Genomic DNA, 23304 nt, shown 5'->3' on the forward strand with positions numbered 1-23304 from the left:
CCACGGCATCAACACCTCCGGCCAAAAGCCAAAAGTGTTACCCATGTGTCCGGTACAAAACGTCACCTATGTCTCAGGCCGCGCACAATTCAGAAGTCGAGATCTGCACCGGCTGGCCATTCCAGCCCTCGGGCTCGATTTTGACACGGCGCTCGACGAGACGGTCGCCGACCGTCGCGAGAACCTGGCCACGTATTGTTTCCTTGAGCTCAGCGCCATTCAGCGAAATTCTGACTTGTCTCGTGCGTCCTTGCTCCATTTCCCGGCGGATGATCCTCTCAGCGTCTGCGGCGAGAATTAAAGCGATGGCGCTCGCTACATCATCGAGAAGGCCCCAAACCTGTGATCGCACTCGAAGGAGTTGAAGCGCTTCAAAGCTCGCGATGAGCTGCACCTCGTCACCGACTATTATCTCGCGGCAGAGGACAAGGCTGAGGCCGCCCCACCAGCTTTGTTTGAAAATCGCAACTTTGGCGCGGCCATCAAGTCCGACGTGCTGAAGTCTCTTCGGCGTCCATTCGATTTTGAACAGGCAATGACCGTCTCCGACGACTCTCAAACCTTCTGGGTAGCTAGCGAAGAGTCCATGCGCAGCGTCATTCCAACTCCCGAAAATGTGATAAGGACTGATCGTGCCCCACGGCTGGTGATTTGCGGCCCATCGGCCGTCCATCGGTCGCAAGGGTGCGGGCGCGAGATCAGGGAGTGGGCGTGGAGGATCGATTTCCTTGCTTCTTCCTGGCGAATTCGGATGACGAGCCAAGATATTATCATCGACACGCCCTCCACGTTCACGATCGAAAATCAGGCGGCACGGCACCCCGAGCTGCTGCAGGTCAGAAATGCCGACACGCACGCCGGCGAAAAGGGGGTGCCGGCGTTTGCCGAACAACGCTCGTTCGATCAGCCAATTTTCTTCATTCCACAAGACCCGGGGCACGTCCTTGTGAGCTAAGAGAAGGCGCTTGACGTGTGCCTTCATGGCATTCCAGTCTGCGTCAAAGGGTGGTCGCCTACTGGTAGTAAGAGCTATGTCAATGTCCCCGACAGTTTCCTCAGCCCGCATCGTGCTGCCGAAAAGCCAGACTTGATCGATGAAGCTCGCGCCATTGGTATCTGCATTTAGCGCTGCCGCGCGATCAAGCAGTTCGTCGATAAGCTTCAGTGCACGCGAAAGGGCCGCTCGCTTCGTTGCCTTAGCGTCGGCAATTGCTTCGCCCGCTGCGGACAGTTCGTACCGACTTTCCTTTTCCACGATCAGGCCACGATCAAGGCACTCCTCGAAAACGACGGCTCCGTTGCGGGAATTACCAAAGAGGCTCTTCAACTCCACAAAACTGTTCGGCGAGCGAGTTCGGCGGAAAGCACGGAGAGCCTCCTTGAAAAGGGTAACTCGATACCCCGCAATTTTCAGCCCTTGTGGTAGTGTAACGCCCATAGCGTACGACAGTAGACATCGATAGACATCAAGTCACCACTCTGCTGGTTCATTCTTCATCTTCCCGTTCTCCAGGCGAAGTCAGCGGTGTCGGATGACAATCAGAACGAAAAACAATCCCATGGAATTCCCCGTTCCGCCGGGCGCTAAGATGGTCATGCATTTGTCTATCAGGTCCGGTGGCCGTTTCGTAATGTGGCGAAGATGCCCGATTCGGGGCGCATCATGCTCTAGCTCGTGACGTAGAACGAACGAAAAGCAATCACGAAAGGCGGGACAATCCCAGCGAACAGTTGACCTCACCTCAATAAATGATTCCATGAGTTACTACTATGATCCGAATCGCGAGCGGAGAGAAAGAATGACGGACATCTCCTACGCAGAAGCAGCCGAAAGCGAAGCCGCCCTCGCAACAACAAGGATTGACGTTAAATCGGTTTCGATTGCACTCAAGCCATTGCTTATCGATAGCCTCGCTCTTGCCAAAGCCTACAAGACACGCAGATCCCCTATTGTAAAAAAGACAGTACACATCGCGGACACTGACGACGCGGAGGCCAAGGGCTGGAAAGTTCTCAGACGTCAGAAGCGTGTGACGGTCGTCCAAAAGGCTAAATCCATAGCCGCAAGTTTGGAGGACCGTGTCTGGTGTCTGTGCAGAGATATGGGTTACTCCGTCCTGAACGGTGGAGCTTTCAAAATCTCGTATTCGCGAACCGACGGCTCGACGGGTACCAAACAGATTGACGTTTTCGCGAAAGATTCCGAGACGGCGCTTGTCTTTGAATGCAAGTCGAAGGAGGTCCGTGGCAGGAAGTCACTGCAGAAGGACCTGCATGAGACCGCGTTCTTAAAAAAGTCCGTCGCAAATGCCATTCGGTCCCATTTTGGCGAAGGGTATAATCCAAAAATTGTATGGATCTATGTCACTGACAATATAGTGTGGACAGAGCCGGACGTCGCGCGAGCTTCTGGAGAAGGAATACGCATAATAACCGAAAACGAGCTTCAGTATTTTGAAGCTTTTATTAAGCACGTCGGCTCTGCAGGAAAATATCAGTTCTTGGCCGAGTTCCTCAAGGGCCAAGAGATTCCTGCCTTAAGCGGATACAAGGTCCCCGCCGTCAAGGGACGACTTGGAACAGAAAACTTTTACTCGTTTACTATTCCAGCTGGCCATCTTCTTAAGATCGCATTTGTCAACCATCATGCTTTAAACAACCCCGACGGCACTCCCGCTTACCAGCGCATGGTTGAAAAGAAGCGACTTCAAAGCATCGGAAAATTTATCACTGACGGTGGTTATTTTCCTACAAACATCCTTATTAACTTCACCGATCCATGTGTTTTTGAGCCTCTCTCTAAATCCGACAACACAATAGAGGGCCTAAAATTTGGCCATTTGGTTCTGCCAAACAAGTTCAAAAGCGCTTGGGTAATTGATGGTCAGCACCGGCTGCTTGGATTCACAAACCTGCCGGAAGAATATTTGAAACAACCGCTTTTTGTTGTCGCGTTCGAGCAAATGGCCACCGTAAAGGAGGCTGAACTTTTCATAACGATAAACCACAAGCAGAAAAGCGTCCCGGCGAGCCTTTTAGTGGCCCTGCAGGCCGACCTTCAAATGGGCAGTGACGATCCCGATGAAGCGCTGTCAGCGATATCATCGTTTCTCATTCGGAAGTTGGCGCTAGATTCAACGAGCCCTTTCTATGGTCGTTTCCAAACTCCGGGTGTGCCAGCGTCTGATGCGCAAGTGCTGACGGTGCCTGAGATTCAGAAGGGTTTGAAGCGATCCCAACTCCTAGGTCGCGTCGTTAAGAAGGTTCGTCTTGGTGGATATCTTTCGGATGCCACCGATTCCAGCACTCTCGATCGGGCGAGACGAGCAATAAATAGCTATTTTAGAAGGATTGAAGATGCTGTTCCCGAAAAATGGGCGGCAGGGCGTACCGCGCATATCGTTACAAACCCTGGGATACGAGCGCATCTTTTGCTGCTTAATGAAGTACTGAGATTCCAGCATGCTGCAGGAAAGATCGATCCTGTTCTTGCATCACTCGATGAGATTGACGCCTGCGTAGCCAAATTTTGTAAGCCACTGATCGATTGGCTCAAGACCGCCGATGCGGTAGACATTGAAGCTCGATTTGCTAAGCAATACGGCGAGGGTGGCGTTCGTGACTACTTCTTTCACCTCTGCGATTTGATCACATCTGAGACGCCAACATTTGGACCCGACGAATTTCGCGATTATAAAGCAAAGTCAAACGACGAGAGGCGCGCTCAAGCAAAACTCGACGTCGAAGACATGACGAAGCTTATTTCTGGCGTCGTAGTTGAAAAATTGAAGGACATCTATGGGAAAGACGAACTTCCTTCTGGGGAGAAGAAGTACTGGGAGCTCGGAATCGCTGATAGCAAGATAAAACAAGCGGCCTATAACGCCCAGCAACAAGTTAGACCGGAAAAGCGAGCTCCGAAGGAGGCGTACTTACACCTAATAGATTTCGAGACGATTATAAAACAGAAAGGAAATTGGGAGTACTTTAAGACAATCTTCAGCATTCCACTGGTTAGCATTAATCCAAAATCAAAGGAATACCACGTTGACTGGATAAAAGAGTTCAATGACATTAGGAATGTTGCCTCACACAGTTCAATATACAGGCAACTGACGGATGACGATCTAAATTTTCTTGTTTGGTTAAAGGGCGTCCTTTACGAGCGCTGCGAAGCGGCGGAAATCCCTATCGATGAATTTTAGTGAGAATCAATCTTCGGATCGTGGGGACAAGGTAAGCCGAATGAGCTGGACATTCCAAACGGACGAAATTGTTGTCCCGTTTCTAAAATGGGCCGGCGGGAAGAGGTGGTTTTGCGAAAATCATCTTCATTTTGTCCCGGAATTTAAGGGGCGCTATATCGAGCCATTTCTCGGCAGCGCTGCTGTTTTCTTCGCGTTGCGTCCCCAGAAAGCTTTCTTAAGCGATCTGAATTTGGATTTGATAACTACCTATAGCGCGATCCGTGATGCACCTTTAGAGGTTGGCCGATTGCTGCGATACCATCACGCTCGACATAGTGACAGTCACTACTACGCTACACGGGCGGTGAAGCCGAAGCCGTCGATTGAGCTGGCAGCATGGTTCATTTACTTGAACCGAACTTGCTGGAACGGCCTATACCGGGTTAATTTGCGCAATCAGTTTAACGTTCCAATTGGTACAAAGACTGACGTAATCATGCAGACAGACGATTTTGAAAAGACGTCCGTTTCTTTGCAATCGGCCACGTTGTCTGTGACCGATTTCGAGAGCACCATTGACATGGCAGAGGCAGACGATTTCGTATTTGTTGATCCTCCATATACGGTAAAGCATAACTACAATGGGTTCATAAAATACAACGACAAGATCTTCTCTTGGGCTGATCAGATTCGGCTTCGCGACGCTGTAGTCAGGGCCGCTGGGCGCGGTGCCTCGATAATGGTGCTAAATGCCAACCACGAGTCAGTTCGCGATCTGTATTCCGGAGTTGGTGAGCAAACCACGCTGGCACGAGCAAGTGTGATAGCGGCCAGCGCCGCGAGTAGATCATCCGTGGAAGAATTGATGATATGCGCAGGCGGGCGCTAACATGTTGTGGCTTTCCAACGAGACCGGGCTCGCTCCGGTGAAATGGTAAGCGAATCTGCGGGCTAGCGTTGGGCGATTCGCACCGCAGCTCAGCAGCGTTCCCCTCCGAAGGCAGAGGTCACAGGTTCGAATCCTGTCGGGTGCGCTAAACTTGCGATTTGCCGATTTCTATTTCGGCTATTCGTAAGCCAAAGGTCGAATCCAGCCCTGCCCCCTCACGACGGTCATCTTCGATCCCGCCGATCGCCTTGGAACTCAATCGGCCTCGAACGACTTCTTCGTGAGATAGATCGAAGGAGCGCCCCGTGCCCGCACCACCCGAAATGGATTTCGTCCTCGAAAAGCTGCCTTTGAGGATCGGCGCCTATATCCCCGACGACTTGCTGGAGGACTGGTTTGCGCCGGGAACCGGCATGAACCCGGTCAGCAAGGAAGCACTTGCCGCCGCCAAGACTTACGGCTGGCGCTTCGAATGCGAGTTCAAGCACTACCCCAACCGCAAGGAAGGCGTGTTCTGGAAGTGGGTGCCGGCGATCTGACCGGCGCTGGACGGTTCATCGTTCCGCGGAAACGCAGAACCGGTCTATCTTATTGTTTGACGCAAATACCGGACGGAAAACCGCTTCACACTTTTCCTGGAATTGCTCAGCCTCCGCCTATCGGCGTCGTCACCTTGCCGGTTCCGCCGCATTCGGGGCAGGTGCGGCCGTCGATCATGCCTGACCCTGCACAGCGGCGGCAAATATTCTCGCCAGCGCCTGGAGTGCCTGCGGGGACTTCGTCCGTGTTGGTCTGACCGGCTTGCCGGGGCTTGCCCTGCAGCTTGTTTCTCAGCCGGGCGACCCAGCCTTCGTCGACCTCGAGCGGCCTGCTGCTGTCGTCCGGCAGGCCTTCGCCGGATTGGCCGATGGTTTCATTGCGCGGCCGGTCGTTCGCGCCTGTCGTGATCTTCTGAGCCATTGCGTTTGCCTTTACGCCTTGCAATTTTCGAACGCCTCAGCTCCGCAGAGGTTCCGGTTCGACCGGCAGCCTTTCAGCCGGGTTTTCGCCGCACATTATCTATCCTGAACCCGGATTTCGGCCGCGCCGGCATGCGGGCAAGCGAGACGGTCATATCCTGATCAGGCACCTGGTAGGCCATCGACCGCGTCAGCAGGCGAACCGCTTCCATGATCAGCGCGACGGTGACGGCTTCTCCGGGGCAGCGATGGGTAGTCGCCCGATCTCCGCCGCCATGCGGGATGAAGTCGAAGCCGTGGGTTTTCCAGCTCAAGCCGCGCTCCGGGATAAATCGGGCCGGCTCCACAAACAGGCGGCGATCGTGGTTGGTGCCGTGCAGGTCGAGCAGAACCCAGTCGCCTTTGCCGAAGCGGTAGCCCTTCCATTCGAAGGGGTGGCGGGCGCGGCCGCCGATGAACGGGAAGAACGGATAGAGCCGGCGAACCTCCTCGGCGAAGGCTTCCAGCCCGTCGTCATCGCCGGCGGCGAACTTATCGCACCATTGGCGGTGCTGGTGAAGCGCCAGCGCCGCAAACATGATGAAGCGGCCGATGGCGACAACCGGCCGGATGATGTTGATGATCTCGACCGCGGCACTGGCAAGATCGAGCGGCATTCCCTCGGCATCGACATATTCGCTGACCAGGCGGACCGGGCTGTTTGCCGGCAAATCAAGCGCACCGCTTCGAACGCGCCGTACAAGCTCGCCGATAGTGCGTTCGGTCCGGCGGCGCCGCCACAGCGCCAGCATGGTCGACGGCCCGATGCCGCCGCCGGCGTTCTCGACCATGCCGCTGAGCTCGCGGCAGAGTTCGGCGCGATCCTTGTCGGCGGGGATGCCGGCCCAATCCGCTGCCGCCTGGGTCAGGACGAGGTTTGCGGCGTCGAGCAGGATGATCTCGTCACGCCGCTGCCAGTCTTCCAGTCGGTCGAGCCAGGCGCGACGGAAGGTTGCGCGGAGCCGCTCGATCTGGTCACCATCCAACAGGATCGACAGGAAAAGCGCCTTGCGGTGGCGGTGAGCGGCGCCGTCGAGCGCCTGGACGCTGCCCTTGTCCTGCAGCAGACGCAGCGTGGTCTGCGGCATCGCGCCAATTCGGGTAAAATGGTCGCCGCCATAAAACATCTCGGCAGCCTCGGCACCGCGGACGCAGATTGCCGGCCGCAGCATCAGGCGCGTGGCAAAGATGTCGGTGTTCATGCGCCGGCAGCGGGCCGAAATGAAGTCATAGCCTTCGCGCAGCAGGGCCAAGGTGCTATCGAACGCGGCGCGCGGAATGGGTTTTGCGGCATGATTGCCGCCGTCGGCATCGATCAGTTCACGTCTGTTCATGGCGTGCTCCCTGGCGTTGAAATTCCTCAACGCACGGCCGGCACTTTCGATCACTCGACTTTTTGACGGCTTTGCCGCGCCGCCCTTCGGCCGCGGCCGGCAAGGATGGTGGTCAGCGTGACCGGACGAAAATCCCAGCTGTCGACGCCGACGTCATACTGGCGCGTGACCGGGGTCAGCCTGCCGTGGGAATGGCCATGCAGGTCGATCGATTTCCTGCCGATCTGGTTCCAGGTGCGAAAAGGGTAGTGGCAAAGGATCAGCAGACTGCCGTCGAGCGCCAGCTCCTTGTAGTGTTGCGTGCTCGCCCAACCTGTGGCCTCGATGGTGGCCGCAGCATCGTTGTTGCCGATGATCAAATGCTTGCTGCCATGAAGACACGCCAGAAGTGACGACACGAACGCGGCCGATCCCCTGGCAAAATCGCCGAGATGCCAGACCTCGTCGTCCGGCCCGACAGTCTCGTTCCAGAACGCAATGAGCGACCGGTCATGTTCCGCCAGCGAGCCGAACGGGCGGCGGTCGATGCGCAAAATGCGCGGGTCGCTGAAATGCGTGTCGGCGGTGAAGTAGATCATGCGCTGGAGCCTGTTTCGAACTGCCGATCTGGGCGCGTGGCGCACCAAGTCCATGTTGCTCTCCCGATGCTTGCTCAACCAGCTCGATCGCCGGTTGTTCCTGTAAGCAGGCCTAGGCGGTTCCCGCTCGTTGGCACTTTGAAACGGGGGAACTTTGAAACGGGGGAACTTTGAAATGAGACGCAGGTTAGAATGCTTGACGCCGATGCTCTGAAAGGACCTCGACGATGACCGACGCAGAACCTCTTGGGCGAAGCCCGGCGCAAGCGCGGGGCGACATCGACGCCGGGCGCGAAGGGGACAAGACCCCGGGCATCGATCCGGCTGCGGCTCCCATGGAAACGGACGCTGAATCAGCCGGCAACGCCCCGCCGAAGAGCCCTGCCGCGCGCCATGAAACGCCGAAGTTTACCAACCAGGCGAGCTATGCCAATGCGATGCGCCCGCTGAAGGATGAGCCCGACGTCCAACCGAGCAGATATTGGCCGGTCCTGGTGATTGCCGCCATCGTCGTGCTGGCCGCTGCAGTTTTCATCGGCGCGGCCATGCTGCGCTGAATACCGCTGCCCCAGGTTCGGCGGCGCGATGGCTGGACATTTTGTTTCCGGTCCGGGACCTTGCTGACGCGCCAGGTTCAGGCGCGATCGAGTCTGCTGCATAATGACCACCACCCATCAATTCTTTGCCCGTGACGCCACCACCGTGGCGCGCGACATGATCGGCGCCACACTGCTTGTGCACGGCGTTGGCGGCGTCATCGTCGAGACCGAGGCCTATCGCCCGGATGACCCGGCTTCGCATGCTTTCGGTGGCAGGACCGTGCGCAACGGCGCAATGTTCGGTGCCCCGGGCAGCGCGTATGTCTATCGCTCCTATGGCCTGCACTGGTGTCTCAATGCCGTGTGCCTGCCCGGCAGTGCCGTGCTTATCCGCGCAATCGAACTGCGATTAGGGCTGGAGGTGATGCGGGCCAATCGCGGCGTCGACGACCCCCGGCTGCTTTGCTCGGGACCGGGCCGCCTTTGCCAGGCGCTGGCAATCGACAAATCCCATGACGGGCTGCCGCTGGACGTGCCGCCATTCGAATTCAGGCAGCCGGGCGAAGCCGGCGCCGTTCTGACAGGCCGCCGGATCGGCATTTCCAAGGCTGTCGATGCCGAGTGGCGGTTCGGACTGCGCGGCTCGGACTATTTGAGCCGCAGGTTCTGACGCCCGCGGCAGCGGCAGAGCAGCTGCCTGGCATCACTCGTCGGGTTTACCGAGATGCATGGGTGTCGCCTGCTGGCGGGCTTCCCTGGTCACCTCGTCGGCTCCGGCAGGTGAAATCCCTCGCAATGCCTTCGCAGCTACGGTCAGGCGCCCGCGATCATTGCCGAAGCTCTTGATCAGCTGGCGGACCTGGTCGGCCGTGACGCCGTTCTGTTGGGCAAAATACTCGACTTCACGGTCGTCTTCCGCAGCAACGCGGTCGCGCTCGCGGAAATCTCGCTTGCTCTTATCGTCGGCCATTTTTTCCTCCTGGTGGAGCGTCGCATCCATCCATGGCAACGTGGACAACGAGCTTTCGTTGCCGCGATCGGGCGGACTTTTCCGCCGTTGTGCCGACTGCCCAGGAACCATGAGGCGAGCAGCCGGTTTGGCTTGGATGCAGACATATTCGGCCACAATTCATACCGATGGAGAATACGATGACGCTCGCAAGCAAAACCACCGTAATTGCCGCGGCGCTGGCCATGTTGGCCGCGCCGGCATTCGGCCAGACGAGCCCACCTGCGCCCGCCGCGGCGGCACCGGATCGTGGCGCCGAACAGTCGCCCGCAATGAGCGGGCAGAGCCAGGATGCCATGCGCGATATGATGCGCCAGATGATGACCGAGATGCTGGAGGAGAGAATGCAGGAAGATCGCGCGCCCCGGGAGGAACGGCGAGGTCCCGACCGCTGGCATCGCGGCTACAGGATGGGCCCGCCTGACCGAGGTTGGGAGATGGGAGGCCGCGCTGGCATTGCACGCGGGATGCATGGCGCGAAGATGCGAATGATGTTCGCCATAGTAGATGCGGACGGCGATGGCGCGCTCTCTCAGAGCGAAGTCCAGGATTTCGTCGGGCGGATATTCAACGCCGTCGATGAGGACGGTGACGGCAGCGTCGACATGCAGGAAATCCGGTCCTTCTTCCACGGAGGCGGCGCCGAGGATCAGGAGTAAGTCTCCTACCGGTCGGCAGGAGGCCTGTCTGGGGCAGCGCGAGCTCGTCGGCCGGGGAGGATAAAAAGTCGCCGGCAACTGGATACCAGGCTGCCAGCCGGGGAGATGCGTTCCTTGGCTGGCCTTGCCGAACGCCGCGGACCAAGCAGACCAGCAGGAATTCATTGGCCATGACAGAGAAAGCTACGGAGAAAACGCCGACCATCGCTCGTATCTGGCGCGGCAGAACCGCGCCTGAAAAGGCAGATGCCTACGAGAGTTACAATTACGAGGCCGGCATCAAGCCGCTGATCGAGAAGGCCCTGGGCGTGCAGACCTTTCGCGAGGACACGCCGACCCATTCGGAATTCGTGACGATCTCCTATTGGGAAAACGTCGAGGCGATGGCGGCGTTCACCGGCGGCGATCCGACGAAAATCCACCATCTGGAGCGGGACGAAGAGTTCCTGATCGAGCTGCCGTTGCGGGTGCAGGTGTTGCGCATCCGCTCCAGTCACGGCCGCCTGCAATAGCCCTGAGGAACGCCGCCCGGTTCGGCCCGATCTAGGAAATCGCCTTCAAATCGATCTCGGTGATGTGCCAGCGGCCGAGATTTGCGGTGTAGAGCTTGTCGCCCTTGAAGGCGATGTTGGTTGGATGAGCGAGCGTCGTTGCCGCCGGATCCTCGATCAGCACCTCGAGCCCGCTGTGTTTTCGCCAACGATAGATGCGGCTCGGCTCGTAGCACGAGATGAACAGCGACCCGTCCGGCGCCAAGGCGACGCCATCGGGAACGTTGCTCACGCCCTCCACAACGAGCTGGCGAGACCCTGCCGTGCCGTCGGCAAGGATCGGCACATAGCTGACGCAGGCCGCATGGCTTTCCACGACGTAAAGCCCATCGCCACCCGGCGCCATCGCCATGCCGTTGGCGAAGGCCATGGTCTCGCTGCACCACAGGCCGCCTTCGCCGGTCTTCAAATCGTAGCGAAAAATGCCGGAGCGGTTGTCTTCGCCTACGCTGTCGGAAGCGTAGAGCCAGCCGCGTGTCTCGTCGACGATCGGATAGTTCGGCACGCGGATGCCGGCCGAGGCGAAGCGCTGCATACCAGCCGTCGCGGCATCCCAGCGAAAGATCGCCGAATGTCTCAAATCGCACGCAAAACAGTTTCCCGCGCTATCGAAGGCGATGCCGAGCAAAAAGCCCTCCGTACCGCCCATGCGTTCGACCGAGCTGCCATCGGCGGCCAAGCGCAGCAGGTCGCCGGTTTCGGTGCCGCACCAGATCGAGCCGTCGCGATGGATGGCCACGCCTTCCGGATGGGCGACGCGCGGGCTGGTGAAGATGCCATCGAAGAAGACCCTCGCGGCCGACATTTCGAGCAACGGCTTTGCCATGCGCCGCCCTCTTCAATCCGGTGCAGTATGCGACCGCTGTGCGGCGATGCAGCGCTCGACCATCCGCCGGTCGGTGGCCAGGATCTCGGCGGTCAGGGCGCTGCGCTCCCTGGCGCTGACGAATTCGAGGCGGCGCAGGCCGAGCGGGTCGATGCGGTTTCGCAGGATGTCGAGCGTCTCGTTCGACGGTAGCGCAACTTGGCGGCAATCGGCATCGAATGTCAGGGCAAAGCCGGTGGCATCCTGGAGCTGCTGGCGCGTCACGCCCGGCATGGTCTCGATGACGGCCAATTGCCGGCTCTCGCAGTCGAGCCGAAACACGCAAAGGTCGGTGAACACCAATGCCGCGCCGGTCCGATAGCCCATCGGCTCGCGTTCGGCCTCAGTCAACAGGCCGCGCGCCGAGCTGGCAATCTCGACCGTCTCGACCAGCGACTGCACGGAATGGCGGGGGACGTAGAGCAGATAATCGCGATGCATGTTGGCGACGTCGGCCATGCCGCCTTGCCCCGGCAGCCGGATAAGGCTGCCGTCACGCTTGCGCAGCGCAATGGTGTTGACGCGCCCACGGCGGTCGACCTGCGCGGCACCGACGATCTCATGCGTCACCGCGCCGGCCTGGTAGTAGGTCGAATAGGTGTCGTCGCCGCCGGCATGCGCCACCGCCGTCTCGCAATCGAGGCTTTCGATCAGCGACAGGATCATCGGGCTCGGTGCTATGTCGAGATGGCCGCAACTCATGGTGGCGATGATCATGTCCGGCGCGTGCGTCGCTTTGGCCAGCCGGTAGGCGACATTGGCGAGCGGCGACACCGCGCCGGCACTGGCAAAGCTCTCATTGTCGAGCTCAGCGGCAATGCGGGCGGCGATGATCTCGTCGATGGACGCCTCCTTGTTGCCGTGCACGAGCCTGGGCATTGCGAGGACTGTTTCAGCGCGGACTTTTGCAGCGTCTTGAACCCGCTCCGGCACGCCTTCCGAAGGCATGCTCAGGCTGTCCGACAAAGGTATTTCCTTGGCCGCGAACGCCCCCGCCAACGCTTGATAATCCGTCACATAGAATGGCAGGCAGGAGGCGGGATAGGCGCCGCCTGGTGCCAGCGCGATCGCCGACACCTGGTTGCGGGTCAAAATGCTCTGCCGACCATCATGCCGCAGCGCTCCGACCGGGACGATCTCCTCGACCGTCACCAGCACCTCGCGCGCCGCGCCGGCCATGGCGAAATCCAGCGCCCGTGGTCCGATGATCTGGACATTGCCGCTCTCGTCGGCACGCTGGGCATGGACGACGAACGTATCGAGCCGCAAGGCCGGGATGATCCCGGTCGTGATTCCCGCGATCGGATCGGGCGCGGCGATCGCACCCGGCACGCGCGCCAGCATGTCCGAACCCTCCGGAAGCTGAAACGGCATCAACGGCAGGTTCTGCTGCCCCGCCCGCAGCGCCTGGATCATGGCCAGCGCCGTCCAGTCGCGGACCGGCACGGCATTGGTCTCGGCAGCCGCGCGGAAGCGCGGCGGCAAGCCAAAAATATCGAGGCTGGAAAAGCAGATATCGACCTCCGCCACGGCATTCGCTTCGAGAAGCAGTTCGAGCGGCAGGCCGCCGGCCCAGCAGACATAGCGAAGATCCTTGACGCCCAAGCGGGCGATGGCCCGCAACAAGGCGATCGGCAGCCGGGCAAAATGATGGCCACCGACACCGAAGACGTCGCCGCCGCCGACCATCGCGGCCAGGCCCTCGACATCGGTGAAGCGCGGCCGGTTTTGCTTGACCAGGGACGTCATTTCGCAGCCTTCGGCCGCGGCGCGCTCTTTTCAGCAAATTCCTTGACGCGCCGCTGGCCGGTCTCGCTGCGGTACAGGCCACCCAGGACATCGCGCTCCATGGCAATGCCGTCGGCCAGATCGCCCGAAACGGCATGCGCGGTCAGCGCTTTCAGCCCTTCGATCGCTGCGGCCGGTTCGGCGGCGATCATCTCGGCAAGGTCCAGCACCCGCGGCATCAGCCTTTCGGCATCGACGATTTCGTTGACCAGACCGGCGCCGACGAACTCGGAAGCCGGCACGATGGCGCCGGTCATCAGCAGAAAATTGGCGCGGTTGCGGCCGAGCTTCTGGACGCTGCGCTGGGTGCCGCCGCCGCCGGGGACCAGCCCGAGCTTGATCTCGGGCAGGCCGAGCTTCGCGAACTGGTTGGCGATGACGATGTCGCAGCACAGCACCAGCTCCATGCCGCCGCCGAGCGCAAAGCCGTTGACCGCGGCGATGACCGGCTTGCCGTTGTTCTCGACCGCCGCATACATACGCGTGCCGGCGGCCTGGAAGGCGTCGAACTCGATAGCTGTCTGGGCAGCGTATTCCTTGATGTCGGCGCCGGCCATGAAGCCGCGCCCCTCGCCTGTCACCACGATCGCGCCGACGCTGTCATCCTGCGACAGCGCCTCGAAAACCTCGGTGATGTCGCTTTGCATCAGCCGGTTCATGGCGTTGAGCTGATCGGCGCGCCGGAAGGTGACGACCGCGACGCGCCCGAACATTTCCAAGGTGAGTGTCTGGTAAACGCTCATCGTCAGGCAGCATCCACGGTCATGTCGCCGGACGCCTCAAGCGCTGCAATCTCGTCGCTGGAGAGGCCGAACTCGGCCAGTATCTCGCGGCCATGCTGGCCGACCAGCGGCGCCGGCCGTTCTATGGTAGCCGGCGTCTCGCTCATCTTGACCGCCGGCGCGACCACCCTGACCTTGCCGCCGCGCGGATGATCGTAGCTGGTGATCATGCCCAGGTGCTTGACCTGCGGGTCCTCGGCTGCGCGCCTTATGTCCTTCACCTCGGCACACCAGATGTCGGCTGCCAGTAGCCGCGCCAGCAGGTCCTGTGTGGCAAACTTCCTGGTTTCGGCGTTGACCTTGTCGAACACCTCGTCGCGCCTGTCGAACAGCGTCTTCAGATCGTCGTAGACGGCAAGCTGCGGCGCCTCCAGCACTTCATACAGCGTCTTGAACGGGCTCATGGCGATCGACACATAGCCGCCGTCCTTCGCTTCATAGACGCCGAACGGCGCCTGCATGCCGGGGTGGCCGATGCCGGACTTCGGGCGCACGAAATCCTCGCCGAGATTGAGCACGGCGACATATTCCTGATTGAGATGCGCCAGCATGCCGGCGAGCAGATTGACCTCGATCTTCTGGCCCTTGCCGGTCTTCTCGCGATAGTAGAGCGCCGACAGGATGCCGTAGACCATGTTCATGGCGCCGATCTGGTCGGCCAGGCCGGCACCGGCCGGAACAGGAGCCTGATCGCCGCGGCCGGTGTTGGAGATCAGCCCGGACAATCCCTGGATCAGCATGTCCTGGCCGGGGCGCTCGACGTAGGGGCCCTCCTCGCCATAGCCGGAACCCGAGCAATAGATGATGGCGGGATTGACCGCCCTGAAATCCTCGTAGCCATAGCCGAGCCTGGCGAGCACGCCGGGGCGGAAATTCTGCACCACCACATCGGCCTTCTCAGCCATGTCCATGATGATGGCATGCACCTTGCGACTTTTCAGGTTGAGCGCGATGGAGCGCTTGTTGCGGTTCCAGGCGAGGAAATTCGGGCTTTCGGAGCCGCCGACCCATTTGGCGAAGAAGGTCATGCCGCGGAACATGTCGCCGGCGCCGGCACGCTCGATCTTGATGATGTCGGCGCCCATGTCGCCGAGCAGCTGCGTGGCGAACGGCCCTTGCAGCAGATGGCTGAAATCGAGAATGCGGACGCCTTCGAGGGCTTTGTTCATTTCATGTCTCGTTGGTTGTCAAAGCAGGTCGGGTACGTAGCGGGGTGCCGCGGTGAGGCCGCCGTCGACGCGCAGGTCGGTACCGGTGGTGAAGCCGGCGGCGTCGGAGGCCAGATAGACGGCGGCTTCGGCCACCTCGGACGGTTTGCCGATGCGGCCGAGCGGATGCATCTTGACCCAGGCCTTGGCGAGATTGCCGCCGATCTCCTTGACCAATTTGTCGTTCATCGGCGTGTTGATGGTGCCGGGCGAGATCGAGTTGACGCGGATGTTGAGCGGGCCGAACTCGACCGCCATCTGGCGCGTCATCGCCATCACCGCACCCTTGGCGCCGGCATAGGCGGTCCAGCCGTCGAGCCCGATATGCCCTTGCGCCGAGGCCATGTTGATGATCGAGCCCGATTTCTGCGCGATCATATGTGGCAGCGCATATTTGCAGCCGCGGAACACGCTGGTGAGGTTGACCGCGATCAGCCGGTGCCACTGCTCGTCGCTCATTTCGTGAACCGGCATGCCGCCGATGGCGATGGCGGCATTGTTGACGAGAATATCGAGATGGCCGGTCTTGCCGACGGCTGCGTCGATCAGGGCGGCGATGTCGGCCTCCTCCGCCACGTCGCAATGGATGTAGTCGGCGCGGTGGCCGGCGGCGCGCAGCTCGGCTGCGAATTTTTCACCCTTCTCGTCGGCGATGTCGCCGAGGAAGACGTGCGCGCCTTCCCTTGCCATCGCCTCGCTGATCGCGTGGCCGATGCCGTCGGCGGCGCCAGTGACGATTGCGGTTTTCCCTTTGAGACGATCCATATCAGCCTCCAATGGCGCGCCGGCGCTTTGCTTCGTCGAAGGCGACGGCGGCAATGATGATCATGCCGGTGATGACCAGTTGCCACTCGGTCGGCAGGCCGAGACCGCGCAGCCCGTTGGACAGGAACTGCAGGATCAGCACGCCGAGCGCCATGCCGGTCAGGCTGCCTATGCCGCCGGCAAGGCTCACCCCGCCGAGCACGGTGGCGGCAACGACCTGGAACTCGAAATTCAGCCCGGCGGTATGCTGCGCCGAACCGACGCGGGCTGCCAGGATGATGCCGGCAACCGTTGCCAGCAGCGCGCTGATGATGAAGCAGGTGAACTTGACGCGGCGCACGTCGTAACCCGCCAGCCGTGCCACTTCCGGATTGCCGCCGACGGCATAGATCTGCCGCCCGAACGGCCGGTGCTGCATCACGTAGGCGAAGACGGCGAGCAGGACGATGGCGATGACAGCCGAATAGGGAACGACGTTGAACAGGCGGCCGTCCGACAGCGCGATGAAGCTGTCGAGCGCGGCATCGTCTGGAATAGCGCGCTGGCCGGTATAGAGATAAACGCCGCCGCGCATGATGAACATCGTGCCCAGGGTCACGATCAGCGAGTTGATGCCGGCGTAGGCCGTCAGATAGCCATTCACGACGCCGATGATCAGCCCGAACAGCAGCGCGCCACTGATGCCGAGCAGCAGAGAATTCGTGTCATTCATGATGATGATCAGCGGCAGGGCGATGGTCGCCAGCAGCGAGCCGATCGAGATGTCGACCTCGCCTGATATGAAGACGATGGCGCAGCCGATGCCGGCTGTCAGCGCCAGCGAAGCCTGACCGAGCACATTGGTGATGTTGCGCACGGAGAAGAAATTCTCGGCGGTGAAGGAAAAGAACGCGATCACCAGGATGAGGCAGAGGAGCAATGCCAATTCCTGGCGCGCGACGAGCCGCGCCAGCATGGACGGCCCAGCTTTCATGGTGTCGGTTCTTGCCAGGCTCATCGCTTGGTCCCTTTGCGAAGCGTCATCGCCTTAGCCGATTGCCGCATTGAGGATGTTCTCCTGCGTGGCCTCGTCGCGAGGCATGATCGCGGTGAGGCGGCCTTCGCACATCACCGCGATGCGGTCGGCAAGCCCCAGCAGCTCGGGCATTTCGGACGTCATCATGACGACCGCCAGGCCCTCGCCGGCGAGCCGGTCGATGAGCGCAAAAATCTCCGACTTGGCGCCGACGTCGATGCCGCGGGTCGGCTCGTCGACGACGATCACCTTCAGGCCTCGCATCAGCCAGCGCGCGATCAGCACCTTTTGCTGATTGCCGCCGGACAGGTTCTTGACCTGCTGGAACAGGCTGGGCGTCCGGATGCGGAAACGGTCGACATAGTCCTGCACCGCCTTGCGTTCCCTGGCCTTGTCGACAATGCCCATTTTGGCGAAACCGCCGAGCGAAGCGAGGCTGGCATTCTGGTAGACCGGCAACTCGCCCATCAGCCCCTCGCTCTTGCGGTCCTCGGTGAGCAGGCCGATGCCGAGCCGGACGCCGGTGTGCGTTTCGTGCGGCAGCAGCCGGCTGCCATCGACCGAAATGACGCCGGAAGTGATCGGGTCGTAGCCGACGATGGCCTTGGCGAGCTCGGTCCGGCCGGCCCCCATCAGGCCGAAGAAGCCGAGGACTTCGCCGGCATGCGCCTCGAACGACACATCCTTCAGCTTCTTGGCGGTGCTGAGCCCTTCAACGGAAAGCGCGACCTTGCTGCCCGGCGCGCCGCGCTTGCGAGGGAACAGGTTTTCGATGCGCCGGCCGATCATGTCCTGGATCAGCGTGTCGTTGGTGTGCTCGCCGATCGGCCTGGTCGAGACGTGGCGGCCATCGCGCAGCACGGTCACGGTGTCGGCGATCTCGAAGACCTCGTCGAGCTTGTGGCTGACATAGAGCACCGCGATGCCGAGCGCGGCCAGCCGGCGGATGACGGTGAACAGCAGCGAGACCTCGTTCGGCGTCAGCGAGGAGGTCGGCTCGTCCATCACCACGACGCGGGCCTCATGGGCGAGTGCGCGGGCGATCTCGACCATCTGCTGCTGGCTGACCGGCAGCGATCCCGTGCGCGCCGCCGGGTCGACATTGAAGCCGATACGCTTGAACAGAGCGGCCGCATCGGCACGGATCTTCTTCCAGTCGATCGAGCCGCCTTTGCCGGTCGGATAGCCTTCGAGGAAGATGTTTTCGGCGACGCTGAATTCGGCGATCAGCGCGATCTCCTGGAACACCACCTTGATGCCCTCTTTCAGGCTATCGCGCGGCGACTTGATGTCGGCCTCGCGGCCGCGCAGGCGGATGGTGCCGGCATCCTTGCCGTAGACCCCGGCCATGATCTTGATCAGCGTCGACTTGCCGGCGCCGTTCTCGCCCATCAGGGCATGGATTTTGCCGGGTTCCAAGGTCAGATCGACATTGTCCAGCGCCATCACGCCGGGAAAACGCTTGCCGATACCGCGCATCTCCAGCGCCGGCACGCTTTTGTCGACAGCCACGGTTTCGCCGGGGTGAAGGAAATCAACCGACATTGGCTCTGTTCCGCACGATGTCGAGATAGGTCGCCAGGATGATGACGATTCCGGGCACCACCATCTGCAGATCCTGGTTCCAGCCGAGGATGATGATGCCGTTGTCGATGACCTTCAGCACGAGCACTCCAAGCAATGTGCCGAGCAGCGAGCCGCGACCGCCAAGTAGGCTGGTGCCGCCGAGGATGACGGCGGCAATCACCGTCAGCTCGAAGCCGCGGCCGGCGGTCGGCTGGCCGGCATTCATCAGCGACGACAGGATCATGCCGGCGACGCCGACGCACAGGCCGGTGACGACGAAGGCGAACAGTTTCAGCCGTTGCGAGCGCACGCCGGAGAGACGAACCGCGCGCTCGTTGGCGCCGACAGCGTAGAGATAACGGCCGAGCGTGGTGAAGCGCAGCGTTGCCGCGGCCAGCGCGAAAATCACCGCGGCAACGACCACGGGCAGCGGGATCGCGCCGATATAGCCAGCGCCGAGATCGGTGAAGCCGGCAAGCCGGTGGTGGTTCTGCACCGCCTCGCGGGTGAACAGGTAAACGCCGCCCTGCAGCATCATCATGGTGCCGATGGTGGCGATCAGCGAGTTCACCTTGAGCCTGGTGACGACCAGCCCGTTGAACAGGCCGACGGCACCGGCAAAGGCGAGCGCCGCCAGCAGGCCGAGCGTCAGGCTGTGCGTTGAATTCAGCACGGCCATGCCGATGCAGCCGACAAAAGCCAGCGATGCACCGACCGACAGGTCGACTTCCGCGGTGATGATCAGCATCGTCATGCCGGAGGCGACGATCAGCACCAGCGCGCATTGGCGCAGGATGGCGATGATGTTGGCCTCGGAATAGAATTGCGGCGCGGCAATCGAGATGGCCATGCAGAGCACGGCCAGGATCACGCCGAGCACCAGCTGGCTGCTTCCCAGCAGCTGGCCGCCGATGAAACGCCTTGGCGCGGAGGATTGCGTAAGCTCGCTCATGTCCATTTCATTTCCGGGCCATCGGGTGCCGTCGCCGTCTGGAAACTGCCGGCCAAAACAGGGCGGTTGACCTGTTTTGCCGTCGGCATCCGATCCGATGCCCTTCCCGCCGTGCGGGAAGGGCTAGCCGGAATCCTTACTTCTTCAGATCGGCGGAAGTTTTCATGCATTTTTCCGGTGGCTGAAGCGCATTGACGGCATCCCATTTGATTTTGCGTGTGGTGCCATCGTAGTCGTAGAACTTGTTCCAGTCGTCGCCGTTCATCGGCGCGGTCGGGCTGACGATGTGTTCCGGCACCTCTTCGCCGTTGAAAAGCCTAACCGCTGCATCGATGGCGGTGTAGCCTTCCTTTTCCGGGAACATCGCCGCCTCGATGCGGTAGGACGGCTCGTTCTGCATCGCATTGATGAAGGCAAGGCCTTCGCCGCCGGTGCCGACCGTCAACAGGCCATCCTGCGACTTGCCGGCCGCTTTCCAGGCCTGAAGGCCGCCGAGCGAGGAGGAATCGTTGATGCCGTAGATGATGTTGATGTCGGCGTTCTTGGCAAGTGCCGCCGAAGAGACCTCGAGCGCGCGGTCCGGATTGCCACCGCCGTCGAGGTCGTGGACCATGACCGCGTCGGGGACGATGGTCTTGAGGCCATCCATGAAACCCTGCGACCGCAGCACCGTGGCGGACAGCAGCGGCAGGCCGACATTCATCACCTTGGCTTTGCCTTCGAGCTTTTCCTTGGCGTATTTGCCGGCTTCGACGCCGGCGGTGTAGCCGGTGTCGTAGTCGCAGATCGCGACCATGGTGGTCATGCCCTTGACCGGATTGCCTTCGAGCACGACCGGAACATTGTTGGATTTCGCCTGGCGCAGCAGCGGCACGACGCCTTCCTCGTTGACGGGCGTGATGATCAGGACGTCGACGCCCTTGGCCATGAAATCTTCGGCGGCGGAGACCTCCTTGGCAACGTCCAGATTGGCGTCCTGCACCTCGAGCTCGATACCGAGTTCCTTGGCGCGGGACTGCATGCCCTTGATGACGTTCTGATACCACTCATGCGTGGCGTAGTTGGTGACGTAGCCGATGCGCTTCGGCATGTTTTCGGCGTGTGCCGCGGCGGCGCTCAGAGCAAGCACCGCCGCCGAGGCAAACAGCATCGATTTGGACCAGTTCATGTTTCTTCTCCCTGTATTTCTTGTCAGTTGCTGAACGGATAGTCCCGCCGTTCCGGGTCGGCACGTGAAGAGGCGGCAGCTTCGCCCGCGCCCAGCGCCGCCGATATCGTCTCGGCCGCCGCCTTCGTCCGCTCGAAGACGGTGCTGCGATCGAAGCGGGCGGCCTTTTGCGGCAGGAAGGGGACGGTGAGCGCGGCAATGACGGCGCCGGTATGGTCGCGCACCGGCATCGAGATGTTGGTGCAGCCCTCGACAGCCAGCGAGGCGCGCATTTCATAGCCGAGCCTTGCGACCTCGTTCAGCCGCGCTTCGATTTCCGCCCGGCTGCCTTGGCCTTCGCCTGCGGCGACGATCCGTTCGACGATGCGGTCAAGCTCGGCGCGGCTCGAATGCGCCAGCAGCACCGCGCCGGAGCTCGTTTCGAGGATCGGGAAATGCGAGCCAAGGGCAACCGAATAACGCATCGGCAAAGGCGAATCGATCTGCAGCACGACCAGTGCGCTCTCGCCTTCGCGCACGACGAGATGGCAGCTCTGGTCGGCATTGGCGGCCAGGCCGCGCATCACCGGCAGCGCGCATTCGACCAGGCGGTTCACCGGCGGATGCATATGCGCCAGTTCGAACAGCTTCAGCGACAGGCGGAAGCGGTCCGATTGCGTCCGGAAAATGTAGCCGCGCTTCTCCAGCAACAGCAGGATGCGGTAGATCTCGTGAATGGAGCGCCCCATTCCGGTGGCGATCTCGGTTTGGGTCAGCGGTTCGCCGCTGGCAGCCATGAATTCCAGTATGTCGAGCGCCTTCTCCACCGCCGGCACCCGATAGCCGTTGCGGCCGCTTTCGCCTTCGTCGACGATCTGGGCAATATCGGCGGCCATTACGCGACGCTCCGTTGCGGCTGGCCATCCCTGGTCTCGCGATAGAGCCGGTTCAGCCGGTCCGCGAGCTCGGCCGCCTGCAATTCGCCGGCGATCGCCGCCGCGGCATGAGGGGCGCATTGCCGGAAGAAGCTGATGAAGCCCGGATGGGTCGGGCGCAGATAGGAGGCTTGGATCGTCGCCAGCGTCGAGGCGAAGAAGCCGCCCGAGAGAGCGTTGACCACGGTATCCTGCCACGCCGCCAGCGACCCCGGCTGTCCGCCGGATTTCACATAGTCGCCTCGCTGATAGCCGGGCGAGCACAGAAACAGCGCGTAGTCGATGGCGGCTTGCTTGTGTTGCGATTGGGCGCTGACGCCGATGCCGGCGCCGCCGAGCAAGGCGCCGGCGGATCGCGGCGTCGGCACGTCGGCGAAGCGCAGATGCGGCCTGTCTGCCTTAGAGGCGTAGTTCACATAGCCGAAGGCGAACGGCACGTAGACCACGTCGTCATGCGCGATCATGTGATCGTAGCAACGGATCGGGTTCCATTTCGGCGAGTTCGGATGCGACAGCGCCGCAAGCTGGCGCAATTGCCCGACGGCCCGCTCGATTTTTTCCCCGGCGATGAACTCGTCGCGGTCTTCCCGGGGCTCACCCAGCGTCAAAAGCAGGCACATGGCGTCAGTCGGCACCAACGGCAGCCCAAGCCATTTGCCGTCCTTCAAGGCGCGCCGGCCGAGCTCCAGCACCTCGTCATGGCTGCGCGGCAGCGGTCCGTAGCGCTCCAGGAGATCGGGGCGATACGAGGCAACCTGACAGGCAGCATCGATCGGCAACGCCCATTGAAGCCCGTCCCTTGCGTAGGATTGCCAGGATGCGCCAACCGAATCCCGTTCGAAGCCGCGGCGCTGCTCGGCCGACAAATCGAACGGCACCATCAGCCCGCCTTCGGCAATATCGCCGATGAACGGATGGTCGAACACGACAAGATCATAGGCGCCGAGCACCGGACCAAGCGCGCCCTCGCCGAACTCATAGAGGCTGCGGCGGTCCCATTCGATCTCAAGACCGGGATTGGCGGCACAATACGGCCCGATGCTGGCGTCGAGCGGACCCCAGCAGCGTCGGTGATCCCACGCGAGGCCGCGCAGTCTTGTCATGCCGAAATTCCTCCCAGAGGCGGCCATGCGCCGGCCCAGCCGATTAGTAGCAATTATTTTCACCTAGACAAGTAGTTTTTACATACGCAAAGCCAGTCCTCGCTTCCGCTTGGCGAGAAAGCCGCCCAACCATCCCTGGTGCGCATCGCGTTGCCGCCGGCCTGCAACCAAAGGCTGCGACGGATCTGGCTTTTTGGAACTTTCGCGACGAACATTCGTTCGGTTGGCGCAACCATCTTGAGCAGCATCATTGGAATCAGCAGCCACGTCGCAGGGAGCGGACTAAATGGACCAACCGTGGGCGGGGCCATGAACCGGTTTACCGCCTTGGCATTCGCCACGTTTCTGGCGATAACTTCGATCTGGGCACTGTTTCTGATTTCTTAGGATTTGGCTCTGGTTGCTTGGGATTTGCCGCTGGTTTTTAGGATTTG

General features: G+C 61.0%; 24 protein-coding genes. 7 read left to right on the forward strand and 17 right to left on the reverse strand.

The window, feature by feature from the left end:
* Positions 1 to 73: 73 nt before the first annotated feature.
* Positions 74 to 1333, reverse strand: a complete 1260-nt coding sequence (locus NKI24_RS16400) for a hypothetical protein (protein ID WP_352746688.1) — start codon at positions 1331 to 1333, stop codon at positions 74 to 76.
* Positions 1334 to 1799: 466 nt separating this feature from the next.
* On the opposite strand from NKI24_RS16400, the gene NKI24_RS16405 reads away from it, so the two are divergent.
* From NKI24_RS16405 to NKI24_RS16415, 3 genes are all read left to right on the forward strand, one after another.
* Positions 1800 to 4205 carry a DGQHR domain-containing protein gene (locus NKI24_RS16405; RefSeq protein ID WP_352746691.1) on the forward strand — a complete coding sequence of 802 codons (2406 nt, stop codon included), beginning with the start codon at positions 1800 to 1802 and terminating at the stop codon, positions 4203 to 4205.
* 40 nt (positions 4206 to 4245) lie between these two features.
* Positions 4246 to 5076 (forward strand): DNA adenine methylase, encoded by an 831-nt coding sequence (locus NKI24_RS16410; RefSeq protein ID WP_352449513.1) that lies wholly within the window; start codon positions 4246 to 4248, stop codon positions 5074 to 5076.
* 305 nt (positions 5077 to 5381) lie between these two features.
* Positions 5382 to 5615, forward strand: a complete 234-nt coding sequence (locus NKI24_RS16415) for a hypothetical protein (RefSeq protein WP_352449514.1) — start codon at positions 5382 to 5384, stop codon at positions 5613 to 5615.
* A 106-nt stretch (positions 5616 to 5721) separates the two neighbouring features.
* On the opposite strand, the gene NKI24_RS16420 is transcribed toward NKI24_RS16415, so the two are convergent.
* The 3 genes from NKI24_RS16420 to NKI24_RS16430 form a co-directional block, all read right to left on the reverse strand.
* Positions 5722 to 6036: a hypothetical protein gene (locus NKI24_RS16420; RefSeq protein ID WP_352540042.1), complete on the reverse strand. Its 315-nt coding sequence runs from the start codon at positions 6034 to 6036 to the stop codon at positions 5722 to 5724.
* A gap of 73 nt (positions 6037 to 6109) precedes the next feature.
* A complete protein-coding gene (locus NKI24_RS16425) occupies positions 6110 to 7408 on the reverse strand; it encodes a cytochrome P450 (protein ID WP_352746696.1) in 1299 nt (432 codons plus the stop codon).
* Positions 7409 to 7458: 50 nt separating this feature from the next.
* The gene (locus NKI24_RS16430) at positions 7459 to 7986 is read right to left on the reverse strand and encodes a metallophosphoesterase (protein WP_352746845.1); all 528 of its coding nucleotides are present in this window, start codon (positions 7984 to 7986) and stop codon (positions 7459 to 7461) included.
* 227 nt (positions 7987 to 8213) lie between these two features.
* Between NKI24_RS16430 and NKI24_RS16435 the strand changes: the two genes are divergently transcribed.
* Positions 8214 to 8543: a hypothetical protein gene (locus tag NKI24_RS16435; RefSeq protein WP_352746699.1), complete on the forward strand. Its 330-nt coding sequence runs from the start codon at positions 8214 to 8216 to the stop codon at positions 8541 to 8543.
* Positions 8544 to 8646: 103 nt separating this feature from the next.
* Positions 8647 to 9195: a DNA-3-methyladenine glycosylase gene (locus tag NKI24_RS16440; RefSeq protein WP_352746702.1), complete on the forward strand. Its 549-nt coding sequence runs from the start codon at positions 8647 to 8649 to the stop codon at positions 9193 to 9195.
* A 33-nt stretch (positions 9196 to 9228) separates the two neighbouring features.
* Here NKI24_RS16440 and NKI24_RS16445 read toward each other — a convergent pair whose 3' ends face one another.
* Complete coding sequence (locus NKI24_RS16445; RefSeq protein ID WP_352746705.1) at positions 9229 to 9651, reverse strand: DUF3606 domain-containing protein; 423 nt, start codon at positions 9649 to 9651, stop codon at positions 9229 to 9231.
* A gap of 23 nt (positions 9652 to 9674) precedes the next feature.
* Between NKI24_RS16445 and NKI24_RS16450 the strand changes: the two genes are divergently transcribed.
* Both NKI24_RS16450 and NKI24_RS16455 read left to right on the forward strand, forming a co-directional pair.
* On the forward strand, positions 9675 to 10193 hold the full coding sequence (locus NKI24_RS16450; RefSeq protein ID WP_352455898.1) for an EF-hand domain-containing protein: 519 nt from the start codon (positions 9675 to 9677) through the stop codon (positions 10191 to 10193).
* Positions 10194 to 10363: 170 nt separating this feature from the next.
* The gene (locus NKI24_RS16455; RefSeq protein ID WP_352455896.1) at positions 10364 to 10705 is read left to right on the forward strand and encodes an antibiotic biosynthesis monooxygenase family protein; all 342 of its coding nucleotides are present in this window, start codon (positions 10364 to 10366) and stop codon (positions 10703 to 10705) included.
* Between the two features lie 31 nt (positions 10706 to 10736).
* Here the strand turns inward: NKI24_RS16455 and NKI24_RS16460 are convergent, their stop codons facing one another.
* The 12 genes from NKI24_RS16460 to NKI24_RS16515 form a co-directional block, all read right to left on the reverse strand.
* Positions 10737 to 11570, reverse strand: a complete 834-nt coding sequence (locus NKI24_RS16460) for an SMP-30/gluconolactonase/LRE family protein (RefSeq protein WP_352455895.1) — start codon at positions 11568 to 11570, stop codon at positions 10737 to 10739.
* Positions 11571 to 11582: 12 nt separating this feature from the next.
* On the reverse strand, positions 11583 to 13358 hold the full coding sequence (locus NKI24_RS16465) for a CoA-transferase (protein ID WP_352746709.1): 1776 nt from the start codon (positions 13356 to 13358) through the stop codon (positions 11583 to 11585).
* Entirely contained in the window at positions 13355 to 14140 is a 786-nt protein-coding gene (locus NKI24_RS16470; RefSeq protein WP_352746711.1) for an enoyl-CoA hydratase/isomerase family protein, read from the reverse strand. The genes NKI24_RS16465 and NKI24_RS16470 overlap by 4 nt, the downstream gene beginning before the upstream one ends.
* A 2-nt stretch (positions 14141 to 14142) precedes the next feature.
* A complete protein-coding gene (locus tag NKI24_RS16475) occupies positions 14143 to 15348 on the reverse strand; it encodes a CaiB/BaiF CoA transferase family protein (protein ID WP_352746714.1) in 1206 nt (401 codons plus the stop codon).
* Between the two features lie 18 nt (positions 15349 to 15366).
* Positions 15367 to 16152 carry an SDR family NAD(P)-dependent oxidoreductase gene (locus tag NKI24_RS16480; protein WP_023677038.1) on the reverse strand — a complete coding sequence of 262 codons (786 nt, stop codon included), beginning with the start codon at positions 16150 to 16152 and terminating at the stop codon, positions 15367 to 15369.
* Between the two features lies 1 nt (position 16153).
* A complete protein-coding gene (locus NKI24_RS16485; protein ID WP_352746716.1) occupies positions 16154 to 17149 on the reverse strand; it encodes an ABC transporter permease in 996 nt (331 codons plus the stop codon).
* A gap of 30 nt (positions 17150 to 17179) precedes the next feature.
* Positions 17180 to 18712, reverse strand: coding sequence for a sugar ABC transporter ATP-binding protein (locus tag NKI24_RS16490; protein ID WP_352746719.1), 1533 nt, complete (start codon positions 18710 to 18712; stop codon positions 17180 to 17182).
* A complete protein-coding gene (locus tag NKI24_RS16495; protein ID WP_352746721.1) occupies positions 18702 to 19685 on the reverse strand; it encodes an ABC transporter permease in 984 nt (327 codons plus the stop codon). The genes NKI24_RS16490 and NKI24_RS16495 overlap by 11 nt, the downstream gene beginning before the upstream one ends.
* Before the next feature lie 136 nt (positions 19686 to 19821).
* Positions 19822 to 20853 (reverse strand): sugar ABC transporter substrate-binding protein, encoded by a 1032-nt coding sequence (locus NKI24_RS16500; protein ID WP_352746723.1) that lies wholly within the window; start codon positions 20851 to 20853, stop codon positions 19822 to 19824.
* 23 nt (positions 20854 to 20876) lie between these two features.
* The gene (locus NKI24_RS16505) at positions 20877 to 21728 is read right to left on the reverse strand and encodes an IclR family transcriptional regulator (protein ID WP_352744835.1); all 852 of its coding nucleotides are present in this window, start codon (positions 21726 to 21728) and stop codon (positions 20877 to 20879) included.
* The gene (locus NKI24_RS16510) at positions 21728 to 22870 is read right to left on the reverse strand and encodes an extracellular solute-binding protein (protein ID WP_352746726.1); all 1143 of its coding nucleotides are present in this window, start codon (positions 22868 to 22870) and stop codon (positions 21728 to 21730) included. The genes NKI24_RS16505 and NKI24_RS16510 overlap by 1 nt, the downstream gene beginning before the upstream one ends.
* Before the next feature lie 59 nt (positions 22871 to 22929).
* Positions 22930 to 23121 carry a hypothetical protein gene (locus NKI24_RS16515; protein ID WP_352615129.1) on the reverse strand — a complete coding sequence of 64 codons (192 nt, stop codon included), beginning with the start codon at positions 23119 to 23121 and terminating at the stop codon, positions 22930 to 22932.
* Positions 23122 to 23304: the final 183 nt, after the last annotated feature.

It is taken from the genome of Mesorhizobium sp. M0701, from assembly GCF_040320365.1.
GTDB lineage: Bacteria > Pseudomonadota > Alphaproteobacteria > Rhizobiales > Rhizobiaceae > Mesorhizobium.